Source organism: Plantactinospora sp. A48 (assembly GCF_055793945.1).
Window position 1 is genome coordinate 215,715 of the sequence record NZ_JBTIXF010000002.1, and the last position, 14,409, is coordinate 230,123.

Here is a 14,409-nt window from a genome sequence, read left to right on the forward strand (position 1 = left end):
GACACCATTGACGGGCCGCCCACCGGGATGGCCGAGGAACGGAACCGATGACCCTGATCAGCTTCGTCGTACCGGTCTATGAGGTCCAGGGCTACCTCCGGGAGTGCCTCGACTCGATCCTCGACCAGTCGTTCACCGACGTCGAGGTCATCGCGATCGACGACAACTCACCCGACCACAGTGGCGAGATCCTCGCCGAGTACGCGGCGCGCGACCCGCGACTGCGGGTCGTCTCGCTGGATCACAACGAGGGCCAGGGACCGGCGCGTAACCGGGGTGCCGCGATGGCCACCGGTGAGTACGTCTGGTTCCTCGACAGCGACGACTGGCTGGCCGAGGGTGCCCTGCAGGCGGTCGTGGACCGGTTGCGGGAGACCGACGCCGAGGTGCTGATCGTCGACTGGGCCCGGGCGTACTGGACCGGCCGGATCGACCGGAGCCTGCCGGGGCAGCGGTTCCACCTCGCGCCGCCGGTCTTCGCGGCCCGGGACTGGCCCGAGGTGCTCGACGTCCTCCACGTGCCGTGGAACAAGGTGATCAAGCGGGAGCTGCTGGAGCGGATCCAGTTCCAGTTCCGGTCCGGCTGGTACGAGGACGTTCCGTTCACCTACCGGCTGCTGCTGACCACCGACCGGATCAGCCTGCTGGACCGCACCTGCGTCTACTACCGGCGGCGGCGCTCCGGGGCGGCCACCCGGACCGTGGGCGACGGACACTTCGCGATCTTCCCGAACTGGGCCCAGGTCTTCGACACCTTCGACGACAGCCGGCCGGCCGCGGCCGACCTGCGCGGCCGGCTGTTCCGCCGGATGATCTGGCACTTCCTGATGGTGCGCGGCAACGACGACAGGATGCCGAAGCACCTGCGCAAGCGGTTCTTCACCGAGATGAACGACCACTACCGGCGGTACCTGCCACCGGGTGGCTACCCGATGCCGGGTGGGGCGGAAGGGCTCAAGCACCGGCTGGTGGCCCGCAACGCCCACCACACCTTCCAGGCGCTGCGGGTGGCCTTCCGGACCACCGCCTACCTGAAGCGCAAGGCCCGCAAGTACAAGCGCAAGCTCGGTGGTGCCGCCCGGAGCACCCTGAAGTTCGGCCGGGACGGGCTGATGCGCGGGTACTACAAGCTCCAGCTACGGCTGCCGATGGACCCGAAGCTGGCCCTGTACGGCGCGTACTGGTACCGCGGTTACTCCTGCAACCCGGCGGCCATCTACGCGAAGGCCCGGGAGTTGGCGCCGGACGTACACGGTGTCTTCGTGGTCCGACGGGACAAGGTGGAGACCATGCCGCCCGGCGTGGACCACGTGGTGGCCGGTTCGGCCCGGTATTATCGCGCGTTGGCCCGCGCGCACTGGATGATCAACAATGTCAACTGGCCCGACATGGTGGTCAAGCGCCCGGGTTCGGTACACGTGATGACCCACCACGGCACGCCGCTGAAGGTCATGGGCATCGACCAGCAGGCGTACCCGGGCGGCGTGGGCGACCCGGACTTCGGCGCCCAGATGCGCCGGGCGGACCGCTGGGACTACAGCATCACGGCCAACGCCTTCACCAGCCAGATGTGGGACCGGGCCTACCCGTGCCGCTACAAGACGCTGGAGACGGGTTACCCGCGCAACGACCGGCTGGCGTTGGCGACGTCGGATGAGGTGGCCCGGGTGCGGGCCGCCCTCGGCATCGCCCCCACGGACCGGGTGGTGCTGTACGCGCCCACCCACCGCGAGCACCACCCCGGCTACCACCCGCCGTTCGACGCGGCGGCCTTCGTCGACGCCATCGGGCCGAACGGGCTGCTGCTGATGCGTAGCCACTACTTCCACGACCGGGCCAAGGCGCCGGTGACGCAGCGGGAGGTCGAGCGGGTCCGGGACGTCTCCGAGTACCCGTCGGTCGAGGATCTGTACCTGGTCGCCGACGTGCTGGTGACGGACTACTCGTCGCTGATGTTCGACTACTCCGTGCTGGACCGGCCGATCGTGATCTACGCGCCGGACTGGCAGGCGTACCGGCTGGTCCGGGGTGTCTACTTCGACGTCACCGCCGAACCGCCGGGCGCGGTGACGACCTCCTTCCCGGACCTGCTGCACGTGTTCCGGACCGACGCCGTCGACGACGACGCGGCGGCCAAGGCACGCAGCCAGTTCCGGGCGCGGTTCAGCTCGCTGGAGGATGGCCACGCGGCCGAGCGGGTGGTCCGGCGGGTCTTCCTGGATCAGGCGGGCTGAGCGGACGGTCGAGCGGGTTCGCCCGGTGTGTCGGCCAGCTCGGCCGGTGTGCCGGCGGCTCGGCCGGTGTGACCGGCGAATGACGGATAACCGGCTGTGACCATGCGGCGGGTCAGCGAATCGGGCTGACCCGCCGTACGGTTTTTTTCCCCACGGAACGGACCCCAGGTCATCCCCCTGTCACACGGTCAACATGGCACGTTTACCCGATGGGCTAAAAGCATGATGCTCGTCACTCTCATTCCCGGACTCGACGTCGAGCTACGGGGAGGTGACGGTGACCACCGTCGCGCTACAGGACGTGACAAAGGTTTTTCCGGACGGCACAGTGGCCGTCGACGCGGTGAGCCTGGATGTCGCCGACGGCGAGTTCATGGTGCTGCTGGGGCCGTCCGGCTGCGGCAAGTCGACCGTGCTGCGGATCGTCGCCGGGTTGGAGGACCCGACCAGCGGTTCGGTCCTGCTCGACGGTCAACTCGCCAACGAGCTGCCGCCGCGGGAGCGCGGCATCGCCATGGTTTTCCAGGACTTCGCGCTCTACCCGCACATGACCGTCGGTGACAACATCGGCTTCCCGCTGAAGCTGGCGGGCGTCGAGCCGGAACGTCGCGGCGAGCGGGTGTCGGACGTGGCGGGTGCGTTGGGCATCTCCGAGGTCCTCGCCCGCCGCCCTGGTCAGCTCTCCGGTGGGCAGCGCCAGCGGGTGGCGATGGGCCGGGCGATCGTCCGTCGACCGGGACTCTTCCTGATGGACGAGCCATTGTCCAACCTGGACAGCGGGCTGCGGGCCGAGTTGCGGGCCGAGATCTCCGGGCTGACCCGTGAGCTGGGGGTGAGCACCATCTACGTCACCCACGACCAGGCCGAGGCGCTGACCATGGCGGACCGGGTGGCGATCATGCGCAAGGGCGTCCTGCAGGACGTGGGCACCCCCACCCAGGTCTACGGCCGGCCGGCCACGCTGTACGTCGCGGCGTTCCTCGGCAGCCCACGGATGAACCTGCTGGAGGCGTCGGTCTACGCCCACCTGGACCGGCATGTGGCGCTCGACCTCGGCGCCCAGACCCTCTACCTGCCCTGGGACGACATCCGGTCCAGGGTGATCGCGCATTACCACGGAGAGCGGATCGTGGTGGGCATCCGGGCGGAGTCGCTCACCCCGGTTCCGCCGGACCACGCGAGTGACGTGCTGCGGGGCCGGATCCGCTACCTGGAGCACCACGGTCACGAGTCGCTCGCCTTCCTGGACATCGGCGCCACGGCGGTGCCGGTCGACGAGATGGGCTCCGGGACGCTCGACTCGGAGGACGACCCGGGCCGGCGCCGCGGCCGGCTCGGCCAGTTCGTGCAACGGTTGTCCGGCCGGGTCACCGCCACCATGCCGCCGGTCGCCGAGCCGCCGACCAGCGTGCTCGCCGACGGACGACACCAGCGGCGACCAGCCGAACTGGCGGTACGGCTGGCGCCGTACCCGGCGGTCTCGGCCGGCCAGTCGCTCGCGGTGTCGGTACGGGTGGACGCGCTGCACTTCTTCGACGAACGGGGTGCCCGGATCGACGCCGGGTGGCGCTGACGCCGGGTGGCGCTGACCCCGGGCGGCGCTGACCCCGGGCGGCGCGGCGGTCAGGCGGTTCGGCGGTCAGGCGGTTCGGCGGCGCTGAACCCGCGTGGCGCTGGGCCGGGCGGCGTGGTTCGGTGTTACCGGCAAGTAATATGAGGTCATGACGATTGACGGGCGGCAGGTCGCCGCCGGAATGCTCGCTGCGGTGCCGTTCGTCCGTACCCTCGGACTGGAGTTCCTGACCGTCGAGCGCGACGCCGCCGGGGTGCGCGCGGTGGTCCGGCTGCCGGATTCGTCGGCCACCCACAACCACGTGGCCGGTCCGCATGCCGGGGCCCTGTTCACGCTGGGCGAGACCGCCTCCGGTGCCGTGGTGATGGCCGCCTTCGGTCACCTGCTCGACCGGGCGGTCCCGCTGGCGGTCCGGGCGGACATCGAGTACTTGAAACTCGCACTCGGTCCGGTCACCGCCACCGCCCGGCTGGACCGGTCCGTCGCGGAGGTCGAGGCCGAACTGGCCGCCGGTCGGCGGCCCGAGTTCGACGTACCGGTGCGACTCGCCACCGCGGACGGGACCGTGCGGGCCGAGCTGACCGTGCGCTGGACGCTGCGGCCGAACTGAACCCGGGACGGCCCTCGCTGAATATCGGATGCCGACCGCTGAACATTTCGACGGTTATTGGCGATCATCGCTGAACTCCGGTCCGGTGGCCGCTGAACGCGCCGGCAACCCGCTGAACAGCGGGCCCACGAAGGGCGGTTCGAACCATCCCGCCGCATCGGTCGGCAGTTCGAATCCGGCCCCACTCGGCGGCCACATCCCGGCGGGAACGAGTGTCCGTATCCGTACCGTCACCGGCCCGTCGCTCAGGTTCACCGCACCGGCCGGCCGGTCCGGGCGCGGCGCCCGTCGGTCGGGCGCCGGCGGCCGACCCTGCGGGCCTGTTCGGGACTGAACGCGGGTACGCGGCTCGCCGTTCAACCACGTGATCGACTGAAACGTCCGGCTGAACGGCGGGCGCGGCCGGCTGAATCGAACTGAACGCCAGCGATCCGCACCCGCCGACGCCACGGATCGGGAACCGTGTTTCCAGGCAAAACCGCAGGTCCGGCGGGGACGTGCAATTTGCGCTTCACGCCGCGCCGGACGCTTGCGTTTCACAGGTCGGTAACACGGTTAAGTTGGTTCGGTGTTGGGCTTACCCGATCACGTTACGACGTGTCTCTTCGATCTCGACGGCGTGCTGACCCAGACCGCGAAGGTGCACAACGCCGCCTGGGAGCAGACCTTCAACGATTACCTGCGGCAGTGGGCCGCCTCGAACCACGAGCGGTTCAAACCGTACGACCCGGGACCGGACTACAACCGCTACGTCGATGGTCGGCCACGCGCCGACGGCGTACGGACATTCCTCGCGTCCCGCGGCATCACCCTGCCCGAGGGCACCCCGGACGATCCGCCGGAGGCCGAGACGATCAACGGACTCGGCAATCGCAAGAACGTCGTCCTGCTCGAACGCATCCACCGTGACGGGGTGCAGCCGTACGAGGGGTCGGTGGCCTACCTCAAGGCCGCGGCCGACGCCGGCCTGCGCCGGGCGGTGGTCTCAGCCAGCGCCAACTGCCGGGACGTGGTGGAGGCCGCCGGCCTCGCCGACTACCTGGAGGTCCGGGTGGACGGCGTGGTGGCCCGGGAGCGGTCGCTGCGCGGCAAGCCGCAGCCGGACACCTTCCTCGAAGCGGCCCGGATGCTCGGCGTGCGACCCGGTGACGCTGTCGTGTTCGAGGACGCGCTGGCCGGCGTCGAGGCCGGCCGGGCCGGGCAGTTCGGCTACGTGGTCGGCGTCGACCGGGTGGGCCAGGCGGACGAGTTGCGGGAGCACGGCGCGGACGTGGTGGTCCGGGACCTGGCCGAGCTGCTCACCAACCCGAAGGGGGCAGCCGGTGAGCGCGAGGAGTGAGCCGGGTTTGCGAGCCCCGCAGTCGCGAACGAAAGGTGTGGCCGGTGAGCGCGAGGAGTGAGCCGGGTTTGCGAGCCCCGCAGTCGCGAACGAAAGGTGTGTCAGCATGATCCGGGAACGCGCCTATCCGGTCGAACCCTGGCACGTCCGGGAGACTCGGCTGGACCTTGATGTGCTGGCCCAGTCGGAGTCGGTGTTCGCGCTCGCCAACGGGCACGTCGGGTTGCGGGGCAACCTGGACGAGGGTGAGCCGCACGGTCTGCCGGGAACGTACCTGAACTCGTTCTTCGAACTGCGCCCGCTGCCGTACGCCGAGGCGGGCTACGGGTTCCCGGAGTCGGGCCAGACCGTGGTGAACGTGACCAACGGCAAGCCCATCCGGTTGCTCGTCGACGACGAGCCGTTCGACGTCAGGTACGGCAACCTCCTCGCCCACGAGCGGATCCTCGACCTGCGGGCCGGCACCCTGCACCGGTCGGTGGAGTGGTGCTCGCCCGCCGGCCGGACCATCCGGGTCCGCAGCACCCGGCTCGTCTCGTTCACCCAACGCGCCATCGCCGCCATCGAGTACGAGGTGGAGGCGGTCGACGCGGAGGTGCGGTTGATCCTCCAGTCAGAGCTGGTGGCCAACGAGGAGTTGCCGGCGCAGAGCAAGGACCCGCGCGTCGCCGCCGTGCTGGACAAGCCGCTCCAGGCCGAGGAGCGGTTGTGTCAGGAGGCGGGCGGTCTGCTGATCCACCGCACCAAGGCCAGCGGCCTGCGGGTGGTGGCCGCGATGAGCCACGACATCGAGGGCCCGCCGCGCACCAAGATCAGCACCGAGGCGTTCGAGGACTGGGCCCGGACCACCGTGACCTGCAACCTCAAGCCGGGTCAGAAGCTGCGCCTGGTCAAGTACCTCGCGTACGGCTGGTCGAGCCAGCGTTCGCTGCCGGGGCTGCGGGATCAGGTCGCGGCGGCGCTGTCCGGAGCCCGGTACTCGGGCTGGGACGGTCTGCTGGAGGAGCAGCGGGAATTCCTGGACACCTTCTGGGACGCCTCGGACGTCCGGGTCGAGGGTGATCCGGAGGTGCAGCAGGCGGTCCGGTTCGGGCTGTTCCACGTGCTCCAGGCCGGTGCTCGGGCCGAGTTGCGGCCGATCGCAGCCAAGGGCCTGACCGGCCCCGGATACGACGGGCACACGTTCTGGGACACCGAGACCTTCGTACTGCCGGTGTTGACGTACACCCAGCCCGACGCGGTGGCCTCGGCCCTGCGCTGGCGGCATTCCACCCTCGACCTGGCCCAGGACCGGGCCCGCACGCTGGGCCTGCGCGGTGCGGCGTTCCCGTGGCGGACCATCCGTGGCCAGGAGTGCTCGGCGTACTGGCCGGCCGGCACCGCGGCGTTCCACATCTGCGCCGACATCGCCGACGCGGTCCGCCGGTACGTGCAGGCCACCGGCGACGACGACTTCGAGCGCGAGGTCGGGCTGGAGCTGCTGGTGGAGACCGCCCGGCTGTGGCGGTCGCTGGGTCACCACGACCGGCGGGGCCGGTTCCACCTGGACGGCGTCACCGGACCGGACGAGTACACCTCGGTCAAGAACGACAACGTCTACACCAACCTGATGGCGCAGCGGAACCTGCTGGCCGCCGCCGAGGCGGTGAGCCGGCACGGCGACCGGGCGTGGAAGCTCGGGGTGGACGACGAGGAGACCGCCGCCTGGCGGGAGGCCGCCAACGACATGCACATCCCGTACGACGATGAGCTGGGCGTCCACCCGCAGGTCGAGGGGTTCACCCGCTATCAGGAGTGGGACTTCGCCGGCACCGCGCCCGAGCAGTACCCCCTGCTGCTCAACTTCCCGTACTTCGATCTCTACCGCAAGCAGGTGATCAAGCAGGCCGACCTGGTGCTGGCCATGCACTGGCGCGGCGACTACTTCACGCCCGAGCAGAAGGCCCGCAACTTCGCCTACTACGAGCGACGTACGGTCCGGGACTCCTCGCTGTCCGCGTGTACCCAGTCGGTGATGGCGGCCGAGGTGGGGCACCTGGAGCTGGCGCACGACTATCTGGGCGAGGCCGCCCTGATGGACCTGCACGACCTGAACCAGAACACCCGGGACGGCGTACACGTGGCGTCCCTGGCCGGCGCCTGGATCGCGCTGGTGGCCGGTTTCGGTGGGATGCGCGACCACGAGGGCGTCCTGTCGTTCGCGCCTCGGTTGCCCAGCCGGTTGGACCGGTTGGAGTTCTCGCTGATGTGGCGGGGGATGCGGCTGCGGGTCGACGTGCGCAAGCACGAGACCACGTACTCGCTGCGCAACGGCGAGGGCGACGCGATGCTCGAACTGCTGCACCACGGGGAGACGCTCCGGGTCGGCTGTGGCAAGCCGGTGACCCGGTCGACTCCCGAGATGAAGCCGCCCGGTCCGGCCCCGCAGCAGCCGGCCGGCCGGGCTCCGGTGCGGCGTACCGCCCAGACCTGAGAAACGAGGAAGGGGCCCCCTGCCGTAGCTCCCGGTGCGGCGGGGGACCCCTTCCCGCTGGTCGGGGTCAGTCGAGGTGGCGCAGGAAGTCGGCGTAGAAGATCGTCAGACCGAGGACGACGCCTGCGACGGCGATGATCCAGAATCTGATCACGATGTTGACCTCGCTCCAGCCGACCAGTTCGAAGTGGTGGTGCAGCGGGGACATGCGGAAGACCCGCTTGCCCGTCGTCTTGAACGACACGTACTGGATGATTCTCGACATCGTGATGATGACGAAGAGCGCGGCGATGACGGGCAGCAGCATGACCGTGCGGGTCGCCACGGCTTCGCCGGCAACCAGGCCACCGAGCGCCATGGAGCCGGTGTCGCCCATGATGATCCGGGCCGGAGAGGTGTTCCACCAGAGGAATCCGAGGCAGGCGCCGGCGGTGGCGCTCGCCACCAGCGCGGTCTCCAGCGGGTCCCTCGCCTGGTAGCAGTAGGCACTGCCCACGGACGGGTCCGCGCACCAGTGCTGGTACTGCCAGAAGGAGATCAGCGCATACGCGATCAGCACGATGACGGAGGTGCCGGTGGCCAGGCCGTCCAACCCGTCGGTGAGGTTGACGGCGTTCGTGGTGGCCATGACGGCGAGGATGAAGACCAGCACGGCACCGACCTTGCCGACATCCAGCCAGCTGATGTCACGCACGAACGAGAGGTGCGTGCTGCCGACGGTGAACCCGGCCGTACTCGCGTATCCGAGAGCCACCGTGCCGAAACCGGCGCCGATGGCCAACTGGAGGGCCAGCTTCCACCGTCCACTCAGGCCGGCGCTGTTCTTCAGGGCCACCTTGAGAAAGTCGTCGACGAACCCGATCGCCCCGCAGAACACCAGCAACCCGAGGAGGACGAATCCGGTCATCGTCGGTCCGGGCGGGACGATCTGCTCGTCCGGCAGGGTGTTCATGACGAAGTGCCCGACCATGTAGGCCAGCAGGGTTCCGACGATGAAGACCAGGCCACCCATCGTGGGCGTGCCCCGCTTCACCTGATGCGCCTCGGGATTGATGTCCCGGATCGGCTGGCCGGCCCTGAGCCGCACCAGGCTCCGGATCGCGAACGGCGTGGCCAGCAGCGCGAAGGCGAACCCCACGGCCGCCGCCACCACCACGGACACCATGCTGGCGGACCACTCCCGTCAACTCGCGCGTCGAGCGGGCCACCGGGACCCCGTCGACCGTCGGGCGCAGTCTACGAATGATCCAGCACACGCTGTCAACCCCCGAGCAGCCGTCCGGTCAGAGCACGGACAGGTGGACGTGGTTGGTGTGGTCGCTCGACGGGTCGCCGTGCGCCCCGCCGTACGACTTCCAGCCGGTGGCCGGGAACCACACCTGCCGGTACCAGATGACGTAGAGAACACCGAGCCGGTCGGCGTTCCGGACGAGGAACGCGGTGAGGTTGTTGCCGTACAGCTTTTCCGGCCCCGTCGCCGCGCCGCCGAACCCGTGGCCCAGCGGCGAGAAGTCGCAGGCCCGCCCCTTCGGATGCTCGTACGGCCCGGCCGGGCGGAAGCACGAGACGTAGCGGGTGAAGCCGACCCGGCGGGCCTCGTCGAGCGCGAACAACAGGCGTGGGGTGACGCAGCCGGCGGTGGTGGGGTCGGGGACGTCGCAGGACTGGCGGGGCCAGGATCCGTCGCTGTTCCGGGGCGATTGCCGGGCCACCGGTGAGGTGACACTGACGAAGCCCTCGGTGTTCACCGCACCGACCAGGGCCAGGGCCCGCTCGGCCGCCTGCTTCTGGGCCGTCATGATCGCGAGTTGCCGCCGTTCCGTCTCCAGTTCGGTGTCGATGTACGCCTTCGCGAGCGCAACCCGGTGCCGGGCGGCGAGCAGCGCTCCGATCCGGGCTTCGTTGTGCTGGTTGAGTAGTTCCAGACCCTGGGCGCGGGTCAGGAACTCATCCGGGTCGGCGCTGTTCAGCAACAGGGTCGCCGGACCGAGCCGGCCCATCTCGTACGACCCGGCGGCCAGCTCGGCCACCTGGGAGGTCAGTCCGGCCAGCCGGTCGTCTGCCGCGCGCAGCTCGCCGGCCAGCCGGGCCTGCTCGTGCCGCGAGTTCGCCACGGCGGTCCGCGCCTCGACGTACCGGCGGCCCGTCGCGTCGAGGACCTCACGCAGCATCGGTGGCGCGCCCTCGTCCTCAGGGTCCTGCTCGTCGGTCGAGTCGACCGCCGGGCCCAGCGCCGAGACGGTCGGTGGGCCATCGGGTTCCGCCCGGACCGGCGACGCGGTCGGGGCCGGGGCGAGCGCGCTGAGCAGCACGACCACGACGAGTCGGGCCCGAGCGGTTGGAGATGACATGCGCTGTCCTCCCATCGGCCGCTGTCCGTATTTACGGAGAGTGACCGACGGTCAGAATAGCGGATGGATCACCCAGTCTTGTGGCCGGCAGAGCGGCATGAACTGGAAAATTTGCCCAGGAATCCTCTCACGTTACGTGATAGGTGAGTCTCCGTCCGCTCAGCGCTCGTCACCGGTCGACGGAACCCCGGTCGAGTCGTGCGGGGCCGTCCTGCGCGGGTCGTCCGCGGTGCGCGCCCGGGCCGCCCGGTCGGCCCAGTCCTCCCGGTCCGCCGGCTCGTCGGTACCCGGGTCGCGGCGTGACCCACCGGTGATGGGTTCGGAATCGGCCGGATCTTGGCGACTCATGGCGCTCCTCACGGGTCGTCGGTGCGCGCCGATGATCCCGCCGACCGGCGGGCTCGCGCACCGTCGACCGGCGGCTTCCCGGGGCGGATACGGCTAAACGCGGTTCCGCGCGATACCCGGTGGCTGGCCAACGACGCGGGTGACTGGCGGCCGTACGGGCGGGTATGTCGGAACGGGGAGGGTCGCGACCGCGCGACCGACCGCCGCCCGGAGGTGCCCGATGGACGCGCGTACGACCGAGACCGCCATTCCCACGGCGGGGGTACGGCTGACCGCCGACCTGTTCACCTCGCCGAGCGCCACCGGCATCGTGCTGTTCGCGCACGGCAGCGGCAGTTCCCGACGTAGCCCCCGCAACGTGTCCGTGGCGCGGGCGCTGGCCGGCGCGGGTCTCGGAACCGTGCTGGTGGATCTACTCACGCCGGCCGAGGAGTCGGTCGACGCGCGTACCGCCGAACTGCGCTTCGACATCCCCCTGCTGGCGGACCGGCTGGCCGGGGTCGTGGACTGGCTCGCGGACGGCGGCGCGGGCTCGCCGCTGCCGATCGGTCTGTTCGGCGCCAGCACGGGCGCCGCGGCCGCGTTGGTCGCCGCCGCCCGCCGGCCCGAACTGGTGCCGGCCGTTGTCTCCCGAGGCGGCCGGCCCGACCTGGCCGGCCCGGACCTCGACCGGGTACGCGCGGCGACGCTGCTGCTGGTCGGTGAGCTGGACGAGGAGGTGCTCGGGCTCAACGAGCAGGCGGCCCGGGCATTGTCCGGCGTGGTCGAGTTGCGGGTCGTGCCCGGGGCCAGCCACCTGTTCGAGGAGCCGGGCACGCTGGCGGAGGTTGCCCGGCAGGCGGCCGACTGGTTCACCACCCACCTGTCATCCGCGCCCGCGCCGCTGGGCCGGACCCGGACCACGCCGGGCTGACCCGCCCGCGCCGCTGACCCGCCCGCGCCGCTGGGCCGGATGTGGACCGCGCTGGGCTGACCCGCCTGATCACTCCCGATGGGCCGGTCCGACGCTCGGCCGGCCACCGGTCAGGGCGCCGGATCGCTCCTCGCGAACCGCGTCGATGTCCCGGCCCCGGACGACGACCCGGCCGAAATCCCGGACGGCCTGGTAGTAGGTCCAGGCCAGCGCGTAACAGGCCGGCCGGACCCACCGGCTGTACGTCGCGCAGACCCGCCGCAGATCGGCGTAGAAGGCGTCGTCCAGCCGGTGCTTGGTGACCGGGAAGAGGCCGGCGGCCTTGTAGTTGCGGTACCCGAAGTCGTGGCGGTAACAACCGAGCGAGAAGTCGAAGCCGAGCGGGCGGTCCGGGCTCGCCGAGCAGTAGTCGGTGGACCAGTCGAAGTCGTACTCCTGCCAGTCCTCGGGGCTGCGTCGAGCGGTGTCCCAGGCGAGGTAGCTGGCCGCGTCGGTCTGGGTGAAGCTGGCGAGCGTCGCGAGCCGCTGGGCCGGGTCGGCCGCCGCGGCGGCCGGGGCCGGCCGGACCAGCACGGCGAGCAGGATCAACAGGACGGCCAGGCCGGCGGACCGGACCGGCCGATCGGGGCGCCCAGTGCGCCCAGGGCGGTCGCGGTGGATCGGCCGACCAGGCGAGGTCGGCCCGCCGGTGGCGGGGCGGAACGGGATGGGATGCGGCATCGGCCACCTCCGGTGCGGAAGCGGCGTCCGGGAGAGCGGGCGTCGGGGCCACGGCAACCTGCCGGCCCGCCTCCAGTGTCGGAGCGCGGCCGGCCGTACGGCCTGTCCACAACCGGACCGTGCCAACCCCGGCGCCCTGCGCTGAAAGGAAGGGCACCTTGTTATCGCTTTTTGTATAGCAAGGGCCCCCGCTTAACCGCCTCGCCGGAGACCTGGAGCGTCGTACCCGCCGCCGGTCAGCCCGGTTGGGTCAGCGCGTCGACCCGGACCAGAACCTTGACCCGCCGTACCGGCGCGCCATCCCGATCGAGCGACTGGCCGATCACCCAGATCCAGCGGTTCTCGTAGTACCGGGAGAGGTCGTGCCGCAACTGCTCGACACGCAGCGACAGCGGATGCCCGCCGTACCGCCAGTCGTTCTCCTGCAGTTTGACGACGGTCCCCGGGGTGACCTGCAGCTGACCGTTCACCGGCGCCTCCGGAAGCCAGGAGTGGGGGTAGGGCGCACCGACCCCCGTTCCGGTGGTCGCCCGGTGTGCCAGCCTCGCCGCCCCGCCGGCCGGGCACAACGTTCCTAAGCAAGATTTCAGGTGCCGAAAGGCGACACAGAAAATTGAGAAAGGTGGATTAAGGTGCCGGGCGGGTGGGCCGACGGGTCACCGACTATGGTGTGGGCGTGCGGGCGGCGGGCGTGGCTGATCAGGGTCGACAGTGATCCACTTTCCGGCCGTGCGCCGTGGCCCGCTCCGGGCCCTCAGCCTGCGGCTGCTCGCCGCCGTCCTGCTGGTGTTCCTCGTGGTCGCGGTGGTGTTCATCGATCGGGACGGCTACCGGGACGTCAACGCCGACGGGCTCACCCTGCTGGACTGCTTCTACTACGCGGTGGTCTCACTCTCGACCACCGGGTACGGGGACATCACCCCGATGAGCGCCAGCGCCCGACTGGTCAACGTCCTGATCATCACGCCAGCCCGGGTACTGTTCCTGATCATCCTGGTCGGCACCACCCTCGAAGTACTGACCGAGCAGTACCGCACCGGTTTGCGGCTGTCCCGGTGGAGGAGAAGCGTGAAGGGCCACGTCATCATCTGCGGCTACGGCACCAAGGGCCGCAGCGCGGTCTCGGCGCTGTTGGAGACCGGCTTGGACAAGTCCCGGATCGTGGTGGTCGAAAGCGATCCGGGCGCCATCCGGCAGGCCACCTCGGCCGGCCTGGTGACGGTCGAGGGCTCGGCCACCCGGTCGGCGGTGCTCAAACAGGCGCACGTGACCTCGGCGAAGTCCGTGATCATCGCGACCGACAGCGATGACGCATCGGTGCTGGTAACCCTCACCGTACGACAGATGACCGCCGGCCAGGTACGGATCATCGCCGCGGTCCGGGAGGCGGAGAACGCGCCCCTGCTCAAGCAGAGCGGGGCACACCACGTCATCGTCTCGTCCGCCACCGCCGGACGGCTGCTCGGACTCTCCACCTCGGCGCCGCCGCTGATCGACGTCGTCGAGGACCTTCTCACCCCCGGCCAGGGGATGGCATTGGCCATGCGCTCGGCCGAGCGTGACGAGGTGGGGTCGGCGCCCCGCGAACTCGCCGCGCTGGTGATCGCGCTGGTTCGGCGGGGCAAGGTCGTCTCGGTGGCCGACTCCGCTGGCGTGACGGTGGAGACCGGCGACATGCTGGTCTACGTCCGGGACGACCGGCCCTCGTCCACGCCGACCGGTGGGTCCGGTTCCGCCCGCTGACCTGCGGGGCTCGGTGGCGTCCAGGTCTGGTCCGGGGTTGGGGGTCTGGCCGGGCCCGCCCACTCTGGGCGGTCAGGCTTGATCCCGTCGTGGGCGGGTCCGGCG

Annotated in this window: 12 protein-coding genes; 7 read left to right on the plus strand and 5 right to left on the minus strand. The window is 70.5% G+C overall.

The annotated features are described in order from the left end of the window. Positions 1-47: 47 nt before the first annotated feature. The 5 genes from ACXN5W_RS02600 to ACXN5W_RS02620 all read left to right on the plus strand — a co-directional run bounded on the left by ACXN5W_RS02600 (position 48) and on the right by ACXN5W_RS02620 (position 8,229). Positions 48-2,234 (plus strand): bifunctional glycosyltransferase/CDP-glycerol:glycerophosphate glycerophosphotransferase, encoded by a 2,187-nt coding sequence (locus ACXN5W_RS02600; RefSeq protein WP_473156488.1) that lies wholly within the window; start codon positions 48-50, stop codon positions 2,232-2,234. Between the two features lie 277 nt (positions 2,235-2,511). Further along, positions 2,512-3,807, plus strand: coding sequence for an ABC transporter ATP-binding protein (locus ACXN5W_RS02605; protein ID WP_473156489.1), 1,296 nt, complete (start codon positions 2,512-2,514; stop codon positions 3,805-3,807). Between the two features lie 148 nt (positions 3,808-3,955). Beyond that, positions 3,956-4,417: a DUF4442 domain-containing protein gene (locus ACXN5W_RS02610; RefSeq protein WP_473156490.1), complete on the plus strand. Its 462-nt coding sequence runs from the start codon at positions 3,956-3,958 to the stop codon at positions 4,415-4,417. 568 nt (positions 4,418-4,985) lie between these two features. Beyond that, positions 4,986-5,756 carry an HAD family hydrolase gene (locus ACXN5W_RS02615; RefSeq protein ID WP_473156491.1) on the plus strand — a complete coding sequence of 257 codons (771 nt, stop codon included), beginning with the start codon at positions 4,986-4,988 and terminating at the stop codon, positions 5,754-5,756. A gap of 106 nt (positions 5,757-5,862) precedes the next feature. Next, a complete protein-coding gene (locus ACXN5W_RS02620) occupies positions 5,863-8,229 on the plus strand; it encodes a glycoside hydrolase family 65 protein (RefSeq protein ID WP_473156492.1) in 2,367 nt (788 codons plus the stop codon). A gap of 67 nt (positions 8,230-8,296) precedes the next feature. Here ACXN5W_RS02620 and mraY read toward each other — a convergent pair whose 3' ends face one another. The 3 genes from mraY to ACXN5W_RS02635 form a co-directional block, all read right to left on the minus strand. After that, positions 8,297-9,394, minus strand: a complete 1,098-nt coding sequence (gene mraY / locus ACXN5W_RS02625) for a phospho-N-acetylmuramoyl-pentapeptide-transferase (protein ID WP_473156493.1) — start codon at positions 9,392-9,394, stop codon at positions 8,297-8,299. A 118-nt stretch (positions 9,395-9,512) separates the two neighbouring features. Beyond that, positions 9,513-10,580, minus strand: a complete 1,068-nt coding sequence (locus tag ACXN5W_RS02630) for a coiled-coil domain-containing protein (protein WP_473156494.1) — start codon at positions 10,578-10,580, stop codon at positions 9,513-9,515. Positions 10,581-10,739: 159 nt separating this feature from the next. Further along, positions 10,740-10,928: a hypothetical protein gene (locus ACXN5W_RS02635; protein ID WP_473156495.1), complete on the minus strand. Its 189-nt coding sequence runs from the start codon at positions 10,926-10,928 to the stop codon at positions 10,740-10,742. A gap of 220 nt (positions 10,929-11,148) precedes the next feature. On the opposite strand from ACXN5W_RS02635, the gene ACXN5W_RS02640 reads away from it, so the two are divergent. Next, positions 11,149-11,841, plus strand: coding sequence for a dienelactone hydrolase family protein (locus tag ACXN5W_RS02640; protein WP_473156496.1), 693 nt, complete (start codon positions 11,149-11,151; stop codon positions 11,839-11,841). A gap of 69 nt (positions 11,842-11,910) precedes the next feature. On the opposite strand, the gene ACXN5W_RS02645 is transcribed toward ACXN5W_RS02640, so the two are convergent. Both ACXN5W_RS02645 and ACXN5W_RS02650 read right to left on the minus strand, forming a co-directional pair. Next, entirely contained in the window at positions 11,911-12,561 is a 651-nt protein-coding gene (locus tag ACXN5W_RS02645) for a phospholipase (RefSeq protein WP_473156497.1), read from the minus strand. 236 nt (positions 12,562-12,797) lie between these two features. Beyond that, positions 12,798-13,031: a hypothetical protein gene (locus ACXN5W_RS02650; RefSeq protein WP_473156498.1), complete on the minus strand. Its 234-nt coding sequence runs from the start codon at positions 13,029-13,031 to the stop codon at positions 12,798-12,800. Positions 13,032-13,272: 241 nt separating this feature from the next. On the opposite strand from ACXN5W_RS02650, the gene ACXN5W_RS02655 reads away from it, so the two are divergent. Next, entirely contained in the window at positions 13,273-14,304 is a 1,032-nt protein-coding gene (locus tag ACXN5W_RS02655; protein ID WP_473156499.1) for a potassium channel family protein, read from the plus strand. Positions 14,305-14,409 lie beyond the last annotated feature (105 nt).

Excerpts from the sequence above, each read along its gene's own strand:
- ACXN5W_RS02600 (WP_473156488.1), top strand. The coding sequence starts at position 48 with ATGACCCTGATCAGCTTCGTCGTACCGGTCTATGAGGTCCAGGGCTAC.
- ACXN5W_RS02640 (WP_473156496.1), top strand. The coding sequence starts at position 11,149 with ATGGACGCGCGTACGACCGAGACCGCCATTCCCACGGCGGGGGTACGG.
- ACXN5W_RS02630 (WP_473156494.1), bottom strand. The coding sequence starts at position 10,580 with ATGTCATCTCCAACCGCTCGGGCCCGACTCGTCGTGGTCGTGCTGCTC.
- ACXN5W_RS02635 (WP_473156495.1), bottom strand. The coding sequence starts at position 10,928 with ATGAGTCGCCAAGATCCGGCCGATTCCGAACCCATCACCGGTGGGTCA.
- mraY (WP_473156493.1), bottom strand. The coding sequence starts at position 9,394 with ATGGTGTCCGTGGTGGTGGCGGCGGCCGTGGGGTTCGCCTTCGCGCTG.
- ACXN5W_RS02645 (WP_473156497.1), bottom strand. The coding sequence starts at position 12,561 with ATGCCGCATCCCATCCCGTTCCGCCCCGCCACCGGCGGGCCGACCTCG.
- ACXN5W_RS02620 (WP_473156492.1), top strand. The coding sequence starts at position 5,863 with ATGATCCGGGAACGCGCCTATCCGGTCGAACCCTGGCACGTCCGGGAG.
- ACXN5W_RS02610 (WP_473156490.1), top strand. The coding sequence starts at position 3,956 with ATGACGATTGACGGGCGGCAGGTCGCCGCCGGAATGCTCGCTGCGGTG.